Annotated in this window: 14 protein-coding genes; all 14 read right to left on the minus strand. The window is 71.3% G+C overall.

Annotation, left to right across the window (positions count from 1 at the left end; all coding sequences use genetic code 11):
• Positions 1 to 280 precede the first annotated feature (280 nt).
• Positions 281 to 1,213: a phosphatidate cytidylyltransferase gene (locus tag HHL10_RS26175; protein ID WP_375138986.1), complete on the minus strand. Its 933-nt coding sequence runs from the start codon at positions 1,211 to 1,213 to the stop codon at positions 281 to 283.
• A 13-nt stretch (positions 1,214 to 1,226) separates the two neighbouring features.
• Positions 1,227 to 1,835: a lysophospholipid acyltransferase family protein gene (locus HHL10_RS26180; protein WP_169163364.1), complete on the minus strand. Its 609-nt coding sequence runs from the start codon at positions 1,833 to 1,835 to the stop codon at positions 1,227 to 1,229.
• Positions 1,832 to 2,452, minus strand: coding sequence for a CDP-alcohol phosphatidyltransferase family protein (locus HHL10_RS26185; RefSeq protein WP_169163365.1), 621 nt, complete (start codon positions 2,450 to 2,452; stop codon positions 1,832 to 1,834). Before HHL10_RS26185 ends, HHL10_RS26180 begins: the two co-directional genes overlap by 4 nt.
• A 110-nt stretch (positions 2,453 to 2,562) precedes the next feature.
• Positions 2,563 to 3,195 carry a CAP domain-containing protein gene (locus HHL10_RS26190; protein ID WP_235971809.1) on the minus strand — a complete coding sequence of 211 codons (633 nt, stop codon included), beginning with the start codon at positions 3,193 to 3,195 and terminating at the stop codon, positions 2,563 to 2,565.
• A 224-nt stretch (positions 3,196 to 3,419) separates the two neighbouring features.
• Positions 3,420 to 3,605: a hypothetical protein gene (locus HHL10_RS26195; RefSeq protein WP_169163366.1), complete on the minus strand. Its 186-nt coding sequence runs from the start codon at positions 3,603 to 3,605 to the stop codon at positions 3,420 to 3,422.
• A 19-nt stretch (positions 3,606 to 3,624) separates the two neighbouring features.
• Positions 3,625 to 4,560 (minus strand): UDP-3-O-acyl-N-acetylglucosamine deacetylase, encoded by a 936-nt coding sequence (lpxC, locus tag HHL10_RS26200; RefSeq protein WP_169163367.1) that lies wholly within the window; start codon positions 4,558 to 4,560, stop codon positions 3,625 to 3,627.
• A gap of 160 nt (positions 4,561 to 4,720) precedes the next feature.
• Positions 4,721 to 5,905: a cell division protein FtsZ gene (gene ftsZ / locus HHL10_RS26205; protein WP_169163368.1), complete on the minus strand. Its 1,185-nt coding sequence runs from the start codon at positions 5,903 to 5,905 to the stop codon at positions 4,721 to 4,723.
• Positions 5,906 to 5,974: 69 nt separating this feature from the next.
• Entirely contained in the window at positions 5,975 to 7,204 is a 1,230-nt protein-coding gene (gene ftsA, locus HHL10_RS26210; RefSeq protein ID WP_169163369.1) for a cell division protein FtsA, read from the minus strand.
• Positions 7,205 to 7,212: 8 nt separating this feature from the next.
• Positions 7,213 to 8,031: a cell division protein FtsQ/DivIB gene (locus HHL10_RS26215; RefSeq protein WP_169163370.1), complete on the minus strand. Its 819-nt coding sequence runs from the start codon at positions 8,029 to 8,031 to the stop codon at positions 7,213 to 7,215.
• Positions 8,032 to 8,050: 19 nt separating this feature from the next.
• Positions 8,051 to 9,028, minus strand: coding sequence for a D-alanine--D-alanine ligase (locus HHL10_RS26220; protein ID WP_375138985.1), 978 nt, complete (start codon positions 9,026 to 9,028; stop codon positions 8,051 to 8,053).
• Positions 9,029 to 9,037: 9 nt separating this feature from the next.
• Entirely contained in the window at positions 9,038 to 10,444 is a 1,407-nt protein-coding gene (murC, locus tag HHL10_RS26225; protein ID WP_169163371.1) for a UDP-N-acetylmuramate--L-alanine ligase, read from the minus strand.
• Positions 10,441 to 11,520, minus strand: coding sequence for an undecaprenyldiphospho-muramoylpentapeptide beta-N-acetylglucosaminyltransferase (gene murG, locus HHL10_RS26230; protein ID WP_169163372.1), 1,080 nt, complete (start codon positions 11,518 to 11,520; stop codon positions 10,441 to 10,443). Before murG ends, murC begins: the two co-directional genes overlap by 4 nt.
• The gene (gene ftsW, locus HHL10_RS26235; RefSeq protein WP_169163415.1) at positions 11,517 to 12,731 is read right to left on the minus strand and encodes a putative lipid II flippase FtsW; all 1,215 of its coding nucleotides are present in this window, start codon (positions 12,729 to 12,731) and stop codon (positions 11,517 to 11,519) included. Before ftsW ends, murG begins: the two co-directional genes overlap by 4 nt.
• Before the next feature lie 20 nt (positions 12,732 to 12,751).
• A complete protein-coding gene (locus HHL10_RS26240; protein WP_235971810.1) occupies positions 12,752 to 14,527 on the minus strand; it encodes a Mur ligase family protein in 1,776 nt (591 codons plus the stop codon).
• Positions 14,528 to 14,533 lie beyond the last annotated feature (6 nt).

Here is a 14,533-nt window from a genome sequence, read left to right on the forward strand (position 1 = left end):
AGCAGTTCAGCAACCTCGACCCCTGGGGCGCGATGCTGCACTACATCAGCGATCGCATCGCGCCGTCCTTGCGCGCTTCTCCTGTACCTCCCGGCCTTCCGGCAACGGGGTAACTGCCGGATTTAGGCTGATTGGAATTCCACCTGGGTCGTGAAATGACCCGTTCGCACTGAGGTATCGAAGTGCGAATCCGTGGGCTGCGCGATGGTTGCACCCCGGCGAGGGCCGTTCACCCTTCGATACCTCAGGGCAAACGGAATACTTCATCACGGCATGAGCGTTACGGCGTCCAGAAGTAGCGCACGAGGTGGGAGAACACCGGCGCGGCGAAGGTGATGGAGTCCAGCCGGTCCATGTAGCCGCCGTGGCCGGCGATGCCGTGGCCCCAGTCCTTGGCGCCCAGCGAGCGCTTGACCGCCGACATCACCAGCCCGCTCAGCACGCCGCAGGCCACGATCTGCGCCGCCATCAGCGCCGCCACCCAGGGCCCGAAGGGCGTGACGCCGTGCAGCGCCGCGCCCAGCACGACGGTCGTGAGCGCGCCGCCGATCAGCCCCTCCCAGGTCTTGTTCGGGCTCAGCCGCGGCACCAGCTTGTGCCGCCCGAACAGCTTGCCGAACACGTACTGCAGCACGTCGCTGATCTGCACCGTGAAGGTGAAGAAGAACAGCAGCTCGACGTTGCGGCCTTCGAAGCCGGGGATGCGCAGCATCAGCAGCGCCGGCGCGTGGCTCACGCCGTACACGGCGGCCATGAGCGCGAAGATGATGCGGGCGTTGCGCGACAGGAAATCCTCCGTGTCCTGCGCCAGCGCCGAGGCCGAGGAGATCAGCCCGAACATGTAGACCGGGATGAAGATGGCGAACAGGCCGTACCACTGCACCCCCAGCAGCACGTACTGCACCGGCAGCGCCACGAAGAAGGCCAGGAACAGCGCCCAGTAGTCGCTGGACTTCGTCGGCGTGAGCGTGAGGAACTCGCGCAGCGCCATGAACGAGGAAAAGCCGAACACCACCACGGTGGCCAGCGGCCCCAGCGCCATGGCCACGAACAGCACCGCCACCATCACCCACCAGGCGCGGATGCGGGCATTGAGGTTGTGCACCGTCTCGCTGGCGCCGCCGGTGCGCGCGTGCAGCACGGCGCCGATGAGGGAGGCGATCACCAGGATCGCCAGCAGCAGCGCGCCGGTGCGCAGGAAGTACGGGCTCAGCGTGGGCATGGCATCAGCCTTGGGCCAGCGCGCACACCGCGTCGCGCATGCGGGCGAGGAACGAGGCCTTGTCCTCGCCGGGCTGCCGCGCCTGCGCGCTGCCGAAGTGCACCCGGCACATCAGCGGCAGCGGCACCGGCGCGCCCTTGGGCCACGAGCGGTACAGGTTCTCCAGGTAGGCCGGCACCAGCGCCACGCCGGGATGCGCCTGCGCCAGGTGGTAGAGGCCGGACTTGAAGGGCGCGGGCAGCGGCTGCGTGCCGCGCGTGCCCTCGGGGAAGACGATGAGCGAGTCGCCGGCGGCCAGCGCCGCGTGCAGCGGCTCCAGCGCCTGGGCACCGCCGGCGACGCGGTCGATCAGCACCACGCGCAGCAGCCGTTGCGCGACGTAGCGGCGCAGCGGCGTGGCGTCCCAGTAGTCGGCGCCGGCCACGGGGCGGACCAGGGCGCGCTGGTGGGCGGGCAGCGCCGCCAGCAGCATCAGCGTGTCGAGGTGGCTGCTGTGGTTGGCGAAGATGACGCAGGGCAGCTGCAGCGGCACGTCGAAGGCGGCACGCCCGCCGACGATCCAGTGCACCAGCGTGAGCAGCGCGTCGCGCTGCAGGCGGTGCCAGGCGTTCATGGCGTGCCTGCGGCCCGCAGCCGCCGCGCCAGGGCGTGGGTGCGCGTGGCGCAGGTGAGCACGCTGCCTGCGGCGATGGCGGCCACCGCCACGCGCAGCGGCCACGGTGCCGTGACGAAGGGCTGCAGCAGGCCCGCCGCGGTGAGCAGCGCCATGCGGTGCTGCTTGGCCATGGGGCCGCGGAAGTCGTGGCCCTGGCCGCAGGCGGCGCCGAAGACGCGCACGTAGGCGGTGAGCGCCGCGGCCAGCGCGCCGAACCAGCCCAGGGCCGGCCAGCCGCAGGCGTGGCCGGCGGCCACGATCAGCAGCGAATCGGCGATGCGGTCGGGGAACTCGTTGTAGATCACACCCAGCGCCGTCTGCCGGCCATGCTCGACCGCCACCATGCCGTCGAACAGGTTGCACAGCAGCCGGCCCTGGATGCAGGCCGCCGCCGCCAGGGTCCACCAGCCGCCGGCCCACAGCGCCGCGGCGCCCGCGGCGGCAAAGGCGATGCTCAGCACCGAGATCTGGTTGGGGCTCACGCCCCGCGCGGCCAGGGCACGCGCCAGCGCGCGGGCCCAGGCCGTGCCGCGCACGCGCAGCTCGCGGCGGTCGCCGGAAATGGGCGATGTCATGACGGCCTGCCTCCCTTGGTTCAGGTGGCCGCCATCGTAAGGCGATGCGGACGCGACGGCTTCGTACCCGTTGCGTCCTCACCAAATAGGCTCTGAAGCCTTCCGCGGCCTCAGAGCGGCGCGGCCAGGTCCATGGTCCAGTACATGCGGTAGGTGCTGGCGCTGTTGCTGACGCAGGCCACACCCACGTGCCTGAAGGCGGGCTTCATGAGGTTGGCGCAGTGGCCGGGGCTGGCCATCCAGCCGTCCACCACCTGCTGCACCGAGGTCTGGCCGGCGGCGATGTTCTCGCCCCAGGTGCGCCAGCTGTAGCCGGCCTGCGTGATGCGCGTGCCCGCGCTGCTGCCGTCCGAGCCGGTGTGGCTGAAGAAGTTCTTGCTGGCCATGTCCTTGGAATGCCGCGCCGCGGCGCTCTGCAGCGGGTCGTTCCAGGTGAGCGCCGTGGTCGGGGCGAAGCTGCCGTAGCTGCCGCAACTGGCGCCGCGCGCGCGGTAGGCGTTGATGCGCTGCATCAGCTCGGCCTGGAAGTTCGCCAGGCCGCAGTTGCTGCCGGCAACGACGGCCATGGCGCTTTCGCTGGGCAGCTCCGCGCCGGACGCCTCGGGCAGGCCCGCCGCCGGCGTCTCGCCCAGCGCCTGCGCCGAGGTGGAGGAGCTCACGGCCTGGGCCACGGTCTCGGGTGCCGTATCCGGCTCGTCGCCGCCGCCGCAAGCGGCCAGGCCGGCGGCCAGCACGAGGGCCATGGCGCTGCCGAGCCGAAAGGGAAGGTTCAGGGAAGAAGCAGAAATCGTCATGCCGGCAGCATCGGCCGGCCCGACGCGGGCGCGCTTCAGGATGAAACGCCCAGAGGCCAGCCGCAACCTCCGGCCACAAACACGAGCTTGAAATGTGGCGTGGCGTGAACTATGGACGCCGCGGGCCGCGGGCCGCGGGCCGCGGGCCGCGGCCCGCGGGCCGCGCCGCGCCGCTACAGCACCAGCGCCAGCCGCTCCAGCGCGATGACGCCGAAGAAGCCCAGGCCGGCGATCACGGTCCACTTCACGATCACGACGCCGCGCCGGCGCCAGCGCACGTCGCGCGTGCCGATGTACATCGCGAAGCACAGCAGCCCGGCCACCAGCAGCAGTCCGAAGACGAGGCGAAAGATCAGCATGTCGGGCGGGTCAGCGGCTTCACCAGGCCGAAGCCAGCTGCGTGAAGCCCTGCGGCGCCTGGCGCTCGTCGTCGAAGCTCACGATCTCCCAGGCGCCGCGGTCGTCCAGCAGCGCGCGCAGCAGCTTGTTGTTGAGGGCGTGGCCGCTCTTGTAGGCGCTGTAGGCGGCCAGCAGCGGGTGGCCGGCGATGTAGAGGTCGCCCATGGCGTCGAGGATCTTGTGCTTGACGAACTCGTCGTCGTAGCGCAGCCCGTCGGCATTGAGCACGCGGGTGTCGTCCACCACGATGGCGTTGTCCATGCTGCCGCCCAGGCTCAGGCCGCGCGCGCGCATGGCGTCCACGTCCTTGGTGAAGCCGAAGGTGCGCGCGCGGGCGATGTCGCGCTGGTAGCGGCCCGAGCCCAGGTCGAACTCCACGCGCTGGCCGGTGGAGTCCACGGCCGGGTGCTTGAACTCGATCTCGAAGCTCAGCCGGTAGCCGTGGTACGGATCGAGCCGTGCCCACTTCAGCGCCGCGCCCTCGCCCTCGCGCACCTCCACCGGCTTGAGCACGCGGATGAAGCGCTTGGGCGCGTTCTGCTCGACCACGCCGGCGCTCTGCAGCAGGAACACGAAGCTCGCGGCCGAGCCGTCGAGGATGGGCACTTCCTCGTTGGTGATGTCGATGAGCAGGTTGTCGATGCCCAGGCCGCAGCAGGCCGACATCACATGCTCGATGGTGTGCACCTTGGGCGCGCCGGGGTCGCCGCCGGGGGAGATGGTGGAGGCCAGCCGCGTGTCGCACACGGCCTGCGCGTTGACGGGGATGTCCACCGGCACGGGCAGGTCGATGCGGCGAAAGACGATGCCGGTGTCCGGCGGCGCCGGGCGCAGCGTCAGCTCCACCTTGTGGCCGCCGTGCAGGCCCACGCCGACGGCCCGGGTGAGCGACTTGAGGGTGCGTTGCTTGAGCATGCCGGGATTTTCCCTGATGCGCGCGCGCCGCAGCGCGTCAGGGCCAAGCAAAGAACGGCAAAGAAACGTGAACTCGTGAAGGGGCCGCCCCAAGCAAAAGGGCCGCCTCGCGGCGGCCCTGGATGCAGGCAGGTTCAGGAGACAGGCCGGAATTGCTGGCTCAGTCCGCCTGCTTGCGCAGGTAGGCCGGGATCTCGATCTCGTCCATGCCGTTGCTCGCCAGCGCGTCCACCTTGGCCGCGGCGCTGCGGCCGTGGCGCCAGACGCTGGGCACGCTGTAGTCGGCGGCGCCGGCCGGCGGCGCGGAGGCCAGGTTGTTGAGCACGGGCAGGTTGTCGGTGCCGGTGCGCGCGTTGCTGTGCACCATGCTGATCGCGGCCTGCGCGCGCTTGCTCGGGCTCAGGCCGGTGGCGATCACGGTCACGCGCAGCTTGTCGCCCAGGCTCTCGTCGTAGGCGGTGCCGTAGATGACATGCGCATCCTCCGCGGCGTAGCGGCGGATGGTGTTCATGGCGTTGCGCGACTCGGCCAGCTTGAAGGTGGCCTTGCTCGCGGCGATGAGCACCAGCACGCCGCGCGCGCCCGAGAGGTCGATGCCTTCGAGCAGCGGGCAGGCCACGGCGGCGTCGGCGGCCTTGTTGGCGCGGTCCGGGCCGCTGGCGGTGGCCGTGCCCATCATGGCCTTGCCCGGCTCGCTCATGACGGTCTTGACGTCCTCGAAGTCGACGTTGACCAGGCCGGGGATGTGGATGATGTCGCTGATGCCGCCCACGGCGTTGCGCAGCACGTCGTTGGCCTGGGCGAAGGCCTCGTCCTGCGTGATGTCGTCGCCCAGCGTCTCCAGCAGCTTCTCGTTGAGCACGACGATGAGGCTGTCCACGTTGGCTTCGAGCTCGTTGACGCCGGCGTCGGCCTGCTTCATGCGGCGCGCGCCCTCGAACTCGAAGGGCTTGGTGACCACGCCCACGGTGAGGATGCCCATCTCCTTGGCCGCGCGCGCGATCACGGGCGCGGCACCGGTGCCGGTGCCGCCGCCCATGCCGGCGGTGATGAAGACCATGTGCGCACCCTCAAGCGTCTGCTTGATGCGGTCCACCGCCTCCTCCGCCGCGGCCTGGCCCTTGTCGGGCCGGCCGCCCGCACCCAGCCCGCTGGTGCCCAGCTGGATGGTGTGCTGTGCGCTGGAGCGATTGAGTGCTTGCGCATCGGTGTTGGCGACGATGAACTCCACGCCCTGTACGCCCTGGGCAATCATGTGGTCCACGGCGTTGCCGCCGCCTCCACCGACCCCGATCACGCGGATCTGGGTGCCCTGGTCGAATTCCTCGATCATCTCGATAGCCATGGTTGCACCTCCTGATGTGCAAGTGTCCGTACGTTGGCCCAGCCGGGAAGCCTGCCGTGCCCGGCGTTCTCAAAAGTTCCCAAGAAACCAGTCGCGCGCGCGACCGAACATCGTTTTCACGGAGCCGGCCTGCGCCGCGGCCTTGATGCCGCGTGCACGGGCCAGCCGTGCCTCCTCCAGCAAACCCATCACGGTGGCCGACCGGGGGTTGGCCACCATGTCGTGCAGGGCGCCGTGATAGGTCGGCAGCCCCTTGCGCACGGGTTTCAGAAAAATGTCCTCGCCCAATTCCACCATGCCCGGCATCACGGCCGATCCGCCGGTGATGACGATGCCGCTGGAGAGCAGCTCCTCGTAGCCGCTGTCGCGGATGACCTGGTGCACCAGCGAGAAGATCTCCTCCACGCGCGGCTCGATCACGCCCGCCAGCGCCTGGCGCGAGAGCATGCGCGGTCCGCGGTCGCCCAGGCCCGGCACCTCGACCTGCTCGGCCGGGTCGGCCAGCAGCTGCTTGGCCACGCCGAACTCGACCTTGATCTCCTCGGCGTCCTTGGTCGGCGTGCGCAGCGCCATGGCGATGTCGCTGGTGATGAGGTCGCCCGCGATGGGGATCACGGCCGTGTGGCGGATGGAGCCGCCGGTGAAGATGGCCACGTCGGTGGTGCCCGCGCCGATGTCCACCAGCGCCACGCCTAAAGCGCGCTCGTCCTCGGTGAGCACCGCCGCGCTGGAGGCGCTGGGATTGAGCATGAGCTGCTCCACCTCCAGCCCGCAGCGGCGCACGCACTTGACGATGTTCTCCGCCGCGCTCTGCGCGCCGGTGACGATGTGTACCTTGACCTCCAGCCGCCCGCCGCTCATGCCGATGGGCTCCTTGACCTCGTGACCGTCGATCACGAACTCCTGCGGCTCCACCAGCAGCACCTTCTGGTCGTTGGGGATGTTGATGGCCTTGGCCGTGTCCACCACGCGCGCCACGTCCACCGGCGTGACCTCCTTGTCGCGCACGATGACCATGCCGGTGGAGTTCTGGCCGCGGATGTGGCTGCCGGTGATGCCGGTGTAGACGCGGCCGATCTTGCAGTCGGCCATCATCTCGGCTTCCTTGAGCGCCTGCTGGATGCTCTGCACCGTGGCGTCGATGTTGACCACCACGCCGCGCTTGAGCCCGTGCGACGAGGCCACTCCCAAGCCTGCCACCCGCAGCTCGCCACCGGGCAACACCTCGGCCACCACCGCCATCACCTTGGCGGTTCCGATGTCCAGCCCGACCACAAGATCCTTGTATTCCTTGGCCATTGCCTGCCCTATTTGCTTTTCTTCACTGCCGCCACCGGCAGCGTGGTCGTAATTCCCTGGAGCCGCACGACGTAGCCGTCCTTGTGCCTCAGATCGGCATATTGCAGCGGTCTTCCGTAATTCGTCGTGACCTGCGGCAGCGTGCGCACGAAACGTTCGCTGCGCGCGGCGATGTCCACGTCGGTGCCACGGCCGAGCTCGACCTGCGCGCCGCGGCCCGGGCCGGCGCCGTTGCCCGTGCCCAGCTCCACGCTCCACGAGCCGCGCTGGCTCAGCCGCAGCCGCCTGATGCCGCCCATGGGCGCGAACACCGGGGCCAGCCGCTCGTACAGGCCGAGCATGCGCATGGCGCTGTCCTCGCCGCCTTCAAACACGGGCAGGCCCTCGTCCTCCACGTCCCCGACGTTGGCCTCGAAGATCTCGCCCTGCGTGCTCACCAGCCGGTCCGCGCCCTCCTCGCCGCCGGCCCAGATGGCCGCGGCGCGGTGCTCCAGCAGCCGCACCTCCAGCCGGTTGGGGAAGACGCGGTGCAGCACCGCCTGGCGCACCCAGGGCAGCGCCTCGAAGGCCTCGCGCGCGGCCTGCAGGTCCAGCGTGAAGAAGTTGCCGCGCAGCTGTGGCACGGCCTCGTTGCGCAACTGCGCGGGGTTGCTGCGCTCGAACTCGCCGTCCACGCTGACGACGCGCAGCGCGAAGAGGGGCAGCCGCGACGCCCACTGCGCCGCCACGCCCAGCAGCGCCAGCAGCACCGCCGCGTAGATCAGGCTGGCCACCGCGTTGGTGAGCCGCACGTCGGGCGGCAGCGGGACCGTTGCACGAGCAGCCATGTGTCGTGTGCTCCCGCCCTCAGCCCCGCGCGCCGCCGTCCAGCGCGGCCGCGGCCAGCAGCCTCAGGCACAGCTGTTCATAGGTTATGCCCGCAGCGCGCGCCGACATCGGCACCAGCGAGTGGCCCGTCATGCCCGGCGAGGTGTTCATCTCCAGCAGGAAGGGCGCGCCGTCGCTCGCGCGCAGCATCAGGTCGGCGCGGCCCCAGCCGCGGCAGCCCAGCGCGCGGTAGGCCTTGAGCACGATGTCCTGGACGCGCGCCTCCAGCGCGGCATCGAGCCCGCTGGGCACCAGGTACTTCACCTCGTCGGTGAAGTACTTGTTGTTGTAGTCGTAGCCCGCCGGCGGCGGCACGATGCGGATCACGGGCAGCGCCTGCGCCGTCTCGCCCTCACCCAGCACCGGGCAGGTCAGCTCCGCGCCCTGGATGAACTCCTCGCACAGCACCACGCTGTCGTGGCGCGCGGCCAGCTCCACGGCGGCGGCCAGCTGCGAGGCCTGCTCCACCTTGGTCATGCCGATGGACGAACCCTCGTGCGGCGGCTTGACGATCAGCGGCAGCCCCAGCTCGGCCACCACCGCGGCGAGGCGCTCGGGGCTGCACTCGGGGCGCCGCAGCACCACCTGGCGCGGCATGGGCAGGCCCTCGGCGGCCCACACGCGCTTGGTCATGACCTTGTCCATGGCGATGGCGCTGGCCATCACGCCCGAGCCCGTGTAGGGGATGCCCAGCAGCTCCAGCGCCCCTTGCACCGTGCCGTCCTCGCCGTGGCGGCCATGCAGAGCGATGAAGCAGCGCTCGAAACCGTCGGTCTCGAGTTCGGCCAGCGGGCGCTGCGCCGGGTCGAAGGCGTGGGCGTCCACGCCCTGCGACTGCAGCGCCTGCAGCACGCCGCCGCCCGACAGCAGCGAGATCTCGCGCTCGGCGGAGCTGCCGCCCATGAGCACCGCCACCTTGCCCAGCGCTTTCACATTCACGTTGACGTTCATGTCCATGCCCCTCCCTCAGCCCGCGGCCTTGAGCATCTCGACCACGCGGGCCGGCACCGCGCCGATGGAGCCCGCGCCCATGGAAATCACCACGTCGCCCTCGCGCGCGAACTCGGCGATCGCCTGCGGCAGAGTCGCCACGTCGTCCACGAACACCGGATCGGCCTTGCCCGCCACGCGCAGCGCGCGCGCCAGGCTGCGGCCGTCGGCGGCCACGATCGGGCTCTCGCCCGCGGCGTAGACCTCGGTCAGCAGCACCGCGTCGGCCTGGCCCATGACCTTCACGAAGTCCTCGAAGCAGTCCCGCGTACGGGTGTAGCGGTGCGGCTGGAAGGCCAGCACCAGGCGCCGGCCGGGGAAGGCGCCGCGCGCGGCGGCCAGCACCGCGGCCATCTCCACCGGGTGGTGGCCGTAGTCGTCGATGAGCGTGAAACGGCCCTGCTCGCCCTGCAGCTCGCCGTAGCGCTGGAAGCGCCGGCCCACGCCGCCGAACTTGGCCAGCGCCGCGGCGATGGGCTCGTCGGGAATCTCCAGCTCCGTAGCCACCGCGATGGCGGCCAGCGCGTTGCGCACGTTGTGCTCGCCGGGCAGGTTGAGCGTGATGCGCAGGTCCGGCATCTTCGCGCCGTTGCGCCGGCGCACCGTGAAGCGCATCTGCCCGCCGGGCAGCGCCTGCACGTCCACCGCGCGCACCTGCACGTCCTCGCCCAGGCCGTAGCTGACGATGGGGCGCGACACCATCGGCATGATGGAGCGCACGCCGGGATCGTCGCCGCACAGCACCGCCGCGCCGTAGAAGGGCATGCGATGCAGGAACTCGACGAAGGCGCCCTTGAGCCGCGCGAAGTCGTGGCCGTAGGTGTCCATGTGGTCGGCGTCGATGTTGGTGACAACCGACAGGATCGGGCTGAGGTTGAGGAAGGAGGCGTCGCTCTCGTCGGCCTCCACCACGATGTGATCGCCCTTGCCCAGCGCCGAGTTCGCGCCCGCGCTGTTGAGCTTGCCGCCGATGACGAAGGTCGGGTCCAGCCCGGCCTCGGCCAGCACGCTGGTCACCAGCGAGGTGGTGGTGGTCTTGCCGTGCGTGCCGGCGATGGCGATGCCGGCCTTCAGGCGCATCAGCTCGGCCAGCATGATGGCGCGCGGCACCACCGGGATGCGCCGGGCGCGCGCGGCGATGACCTCGGGGTTGTCGCCGCGCACGGCGGTGGAGGTCACCACCGCCTGCGCGCCCTCGATCTGCGCGGCCTCGTGGCCGATGTGCACGCGGATGCCCAGCCCGGCCAGGCGCCGCGTGGTGGCGCTGTCGGCCTGGTCCGAGCCCGAGACCACGTAGCCCAGGTTGTGCAGGATCTCGGCGATGCCGCTCATGCCGGCGCCGCCGATGCCGACGAAATGGATGTGCTTGACGGCGTGTTTCATGTTTTCTTGACGAGCTGTTCGATGGTGTCGGCCACGCGGGCGGCGGCGCGCGGCCGGGCCAGCGCGCGGGCCTGCCGGGCCATGGCCAGGAGTTGCGGCCGCTGCAGCGCGGCCAATCGTTGCGCCAGCGACTGCGGCGAGAGCTCGGCCTGCGGCAGGTGGATGGCGGCGCCGTGCTGCGCCATGTAGGCGGCGTTGTCGCGCTGGTGCGAGGTGGTGCTCACGATCAGCGGCACCAGGATGCTGGGCACGCCGGCGGCGCAGAGCTCGCTCACCGTCACGGCGCCGGCACGGCACAGCACCACGTCGCAATCGGCCAGGCGCTGCGCCATGTCGTCGATGAAGGGCAGCAGCTCGGCCTGCATGCCGGCCTGGGCGTACGCGGCGCGCACGCTGTCGATGTGGGCCAGGCCGGTCTGGTGCGTCACCAGCGGGCGCTGCGAGGGCTCCAGCAGCGCCAGCGCCGCGGGCAGCGTCTCGTTGAGCACCTTGGCGCCCAGGCTGCCGCCCACCACCAGCAGCCGCAGCGGGCCCTGGCGCCCGGCAAAGCGCGCTTCGGGCGCGGGCAGCGCCTCGATCTCGGCGCGCACCGGGTTGCCGGTGACGGTGGCGCGCTTGGTGGCGGTCGCGGCCTGGCCGTCGAAGCCGAAGGCCACGCCGTCGGCCACCGGCAGCAGCGCCTTGTTGCTCAGCAGCAGCGCCGCATCCGCGTTCACCAGCACCAGCGGCTTGCCCAGCGCCGCGGCCATCATCCCGCCGGGGAAGCAGACGTAGCCGCCCATGCCCAGCACCGCGTCCGCGCGCCGGCGCCGCAGGATGCCCAGGCACTCGGCGAAGGCCTTGAGCAAGCGCATGCCGCCGGTGAGCGTGTGCACGAGCCCCTTGCCGCGCAGGCCGCTGAAGCCGATGCGGTCCAGCGTGATGCCCGAGGGCGGCACGAGGCGGTTTTCCATGCCCGCGGGCGTGCCCAGCCAGCTCACGCTCCAGCCGCGCTGCTGCATCTCGCGCGCCACGGCCAGGCCCGGGATGACATGCCCGCCGGTGCCCGCGGCCATGATCACGAGGTGGCGGCTCATGGGCGGCCTCCCCGCATCAGCTGCCGGTTCTCGATGTCCACCCGCAGCACGATGGCCAGCGCCACCAGGTTCATCAGGATGGCCGAGCCGCCGTAGCTCATCAGCGGCAGCGTCAGGCCCTTGGTGGGCAGCAGCCCCAGGTTCACGCCCATGTTGATGAAGGCCTGCCCGCCCATCCAGATGCCGATGCCCTGCGTCATCAGCCCGGCGAAGACGCGGTCCAGCGCGATGGCCTGGCGCCCGATGTGAAAGATGCGCCGCGCCAGCCAGAAGAAGGCAACGATCACCACCGCCACGCCGACGAAGCCCAGCTCCTCGCCCACCACGGCCAGCAGGAAATCGGTGTGCGCCTCGGGCAGGTAGTGCAGCTTTTCCACGCTGTTGCCCAGGCCCTGGCCGGTGAGCTCGCCGCGGCCCAGCGCGATGAGCGAGTGCGTGAGCTGGTAGGCCTTGCCCTGCGCGTAGCGCTCGTCCCAGGGATTGAGGTAGGCAAAGATGCGCTCGCGACGGAAGTCGCTGAACACGATCATCAGCACGAAGGCGCCCAGCAGCACCGCCACGCTCAGGAAGAACATGCGGCCGTTGACGCCGCCCAGGAACAGGATGCCCAGCGCCACGGCGGCGATCACGATGAAGGCGCCCATGTCGGGCTCGGCCAGCAGCAGCACGCCGATCACGCCCAGCGCCACGCCCATCGGCAGCACCGCCTTGAAGAAGCGCTCCTTGATGTCCATCTTGCGCACCATGTAGCTCGCGGCGTACATGGCGATGCCGAGCTTCGCGGCCTCGCTGGGCTGGAAGTTCATGATGCCCAGCGGAATCCAGCGCCGCGCGCCGTTGACCGACACGCCCACGTGCGGCACCAGCACCACCACCAGCCCGACCAGCGAGCCCAGGAACAGGTACGGCGCCCACTTCTCCCACTGCGCCACCGGGATCTGCACCGTCAGCAGCGCGGCCACGAAGCCGATGCCCAGCGCCGCCAGGTGGCGCACCAGGAAATACGTGGGCGAGTAGCGGGCGAAGCGCGGGTTGTCGGGCAGCGCCACGGTGGCCGAATAGACCATCACCAGCCCCAGCGCCAGCAGCCCCACCGTCACCCACAGCAGGCCCTGGTCGAAGCCCGAGAGCCGCGCGGGCTGCGCCGGCGCCGTGCGCACGAAGTCGCGCACGGGCAGCGGGTGCGCGCGCGCCAGCGAGCGCATCCCCATCAGCTTGCGCAGCAGCGCTTTCACAGCAGCGACTCCCCGCGCTCGGCGGCCAGCGCGGCCACCGCGGACACGAACACCTCGGCCCGGTGCGCGTAGTTGCGGAACATGTCCAGGCTCGCGCACGCCGGGCTCAGCAGCACGGCATCCCCCGGGCGCGCCTGCTCGAAGCACCACACGGTGGCGGCCTCCAGCGTGTCGAAGCGCTGCATGGGCACCTCGGTGGCGGCCAGCGCCTGCTGCAGCGCCGGGGCGTCGCGCCCGATCAGCGCCAGCGCCCGCGCGTACCGGGCCACCGGCTCGGCCAGCGGGCCGAAATCCTGGCCCTTGCCGTCGCCGCCCAGGATCACCACCAGCTTGGCCGGGTCGCGGTCCGAGCCCAGGCCGTTGAGCGCAGCCACGGTGGCGCCGACGTTGGTGCCCTTGCTGTCGTCGAAGGCCTCCACGCCGCCGACCTGGCCCACCGGCTCGACACGGTGCGGCTCGCCGCGGTACTCGCGCAGGCCATGCAGCATCGGGCTCATCGGGCAGCCGACGGCGCTGGCCAGCGCCAGCGCCGCCAGCGCGTTGGCGGCGTTGTGGCGGCCGCGGATGCGCAGCGCGTCCGCAGGCATGAGGCGCTGCAGCCGGATCTCGGGCTGCTCGTCGCGGCGGCGGCGCGGGCCGGGCTCCTCGTCGCCCTGTGCGCGCACCAGCCAGGCGATGCCGCGCTCCTCGATCAGGCCGAAGTCGCCCGGCGCGCGCGGCGCGTCCAGCCCGAAGCGCACCACCCGGCGCGAGACGCTGCGCGGGCGCCCGCCGCGCACCGAGGCCTTGACCACGGTGGGCGGCGGCACCATGGCCTCCACCTGCGGATCGTCGCGGTTGACCACCATCACCGCGTCGCGGCCGTAGATGGCGGCCTTGGCCCGGGCATAGGCCGCCATGTCGCCATGCCAGTCCAGGTGGTCCTGCGTGATGTTGAGCACCACCGCCGCGTCGGGCTCGAAGCCCTGCACGCCGTCGAGCTGGAAGCTGGAGAGCTCCAGCACCCAGGCCTCGGGCAGGTGCGAGAACACGGGTGCCGGCGCGGGCGGCGGAGGCAGCGCCGGCGTGTTGGCGGCAAGGTCCAGGTCCGCCACCTGGGCAACGACAGCGTCGGCCGCGCCGGCATCGGCACTGGCGAGATCGGTATCGGCGTGCGCCGCGACGGCCGTCACGGCGGCTCCTTCCGCCGCATCGACCTCGACGGCCGCCGGCTGCGGGAAGCTTTCCTGCGCCAGTGCCTGGGCCAGCGTGTCCAGCAGCGTCGGACCGATGTTGCCCGCGGTGGCCACGCGCAGCCCGCAACGCTGCAGCAGCAGCGAGGTCAACGACGTGACCGTGGTCTTGCCGTTGGTGCCGGTGACGGCCACCACGCGCGGCGCGTAGCCGTGGCGCGCCTTGAGCGCGGCCAGCGCACGCGCGAACAGGCCCAGCTCGCCCTCGATGCGCACGCCGGTGGCACGCGCAGCGGTGAGCAGCGGCTCGATGCGTGCATCGCCCGGCGCCAGGCCCGGGCTCTTGAGCAGCAGCTGCAGCCCCTGCAGCTGCGACAGCGCCAGCTCGCCGGAGAATACCGGCACCTCGGGCCACTGCGCCTTGAGCGCGGCGGCCTGCGGCGGCTCGGCGCGCGAGTCCCACACGCGCACCTGCGCGCCCTGCGCGGCGCACCAGCGCGCCATCGCCAGGCCCGAGTCGCCCAGGCCCAGCACCAGCACCTGTTGCCCTTGCAGCTCGGCCATCACGGGGGCGGAAGACGGGGAATCGGTGGAGCTCATCGGTGC

The sequence above is a fragment of the Azohydromonas caseinilytica genome (genome assembly GCF_012927045.1).
In the GTDB taxonomy this organism is placed as follows: domain Bacteria; phylum Pseudomonadota; class Gammaproteobacteria; order Burkholderiales; family Burkholderiaceae_C; genus Azohydromonas; species Azohydromonas caseinilytica.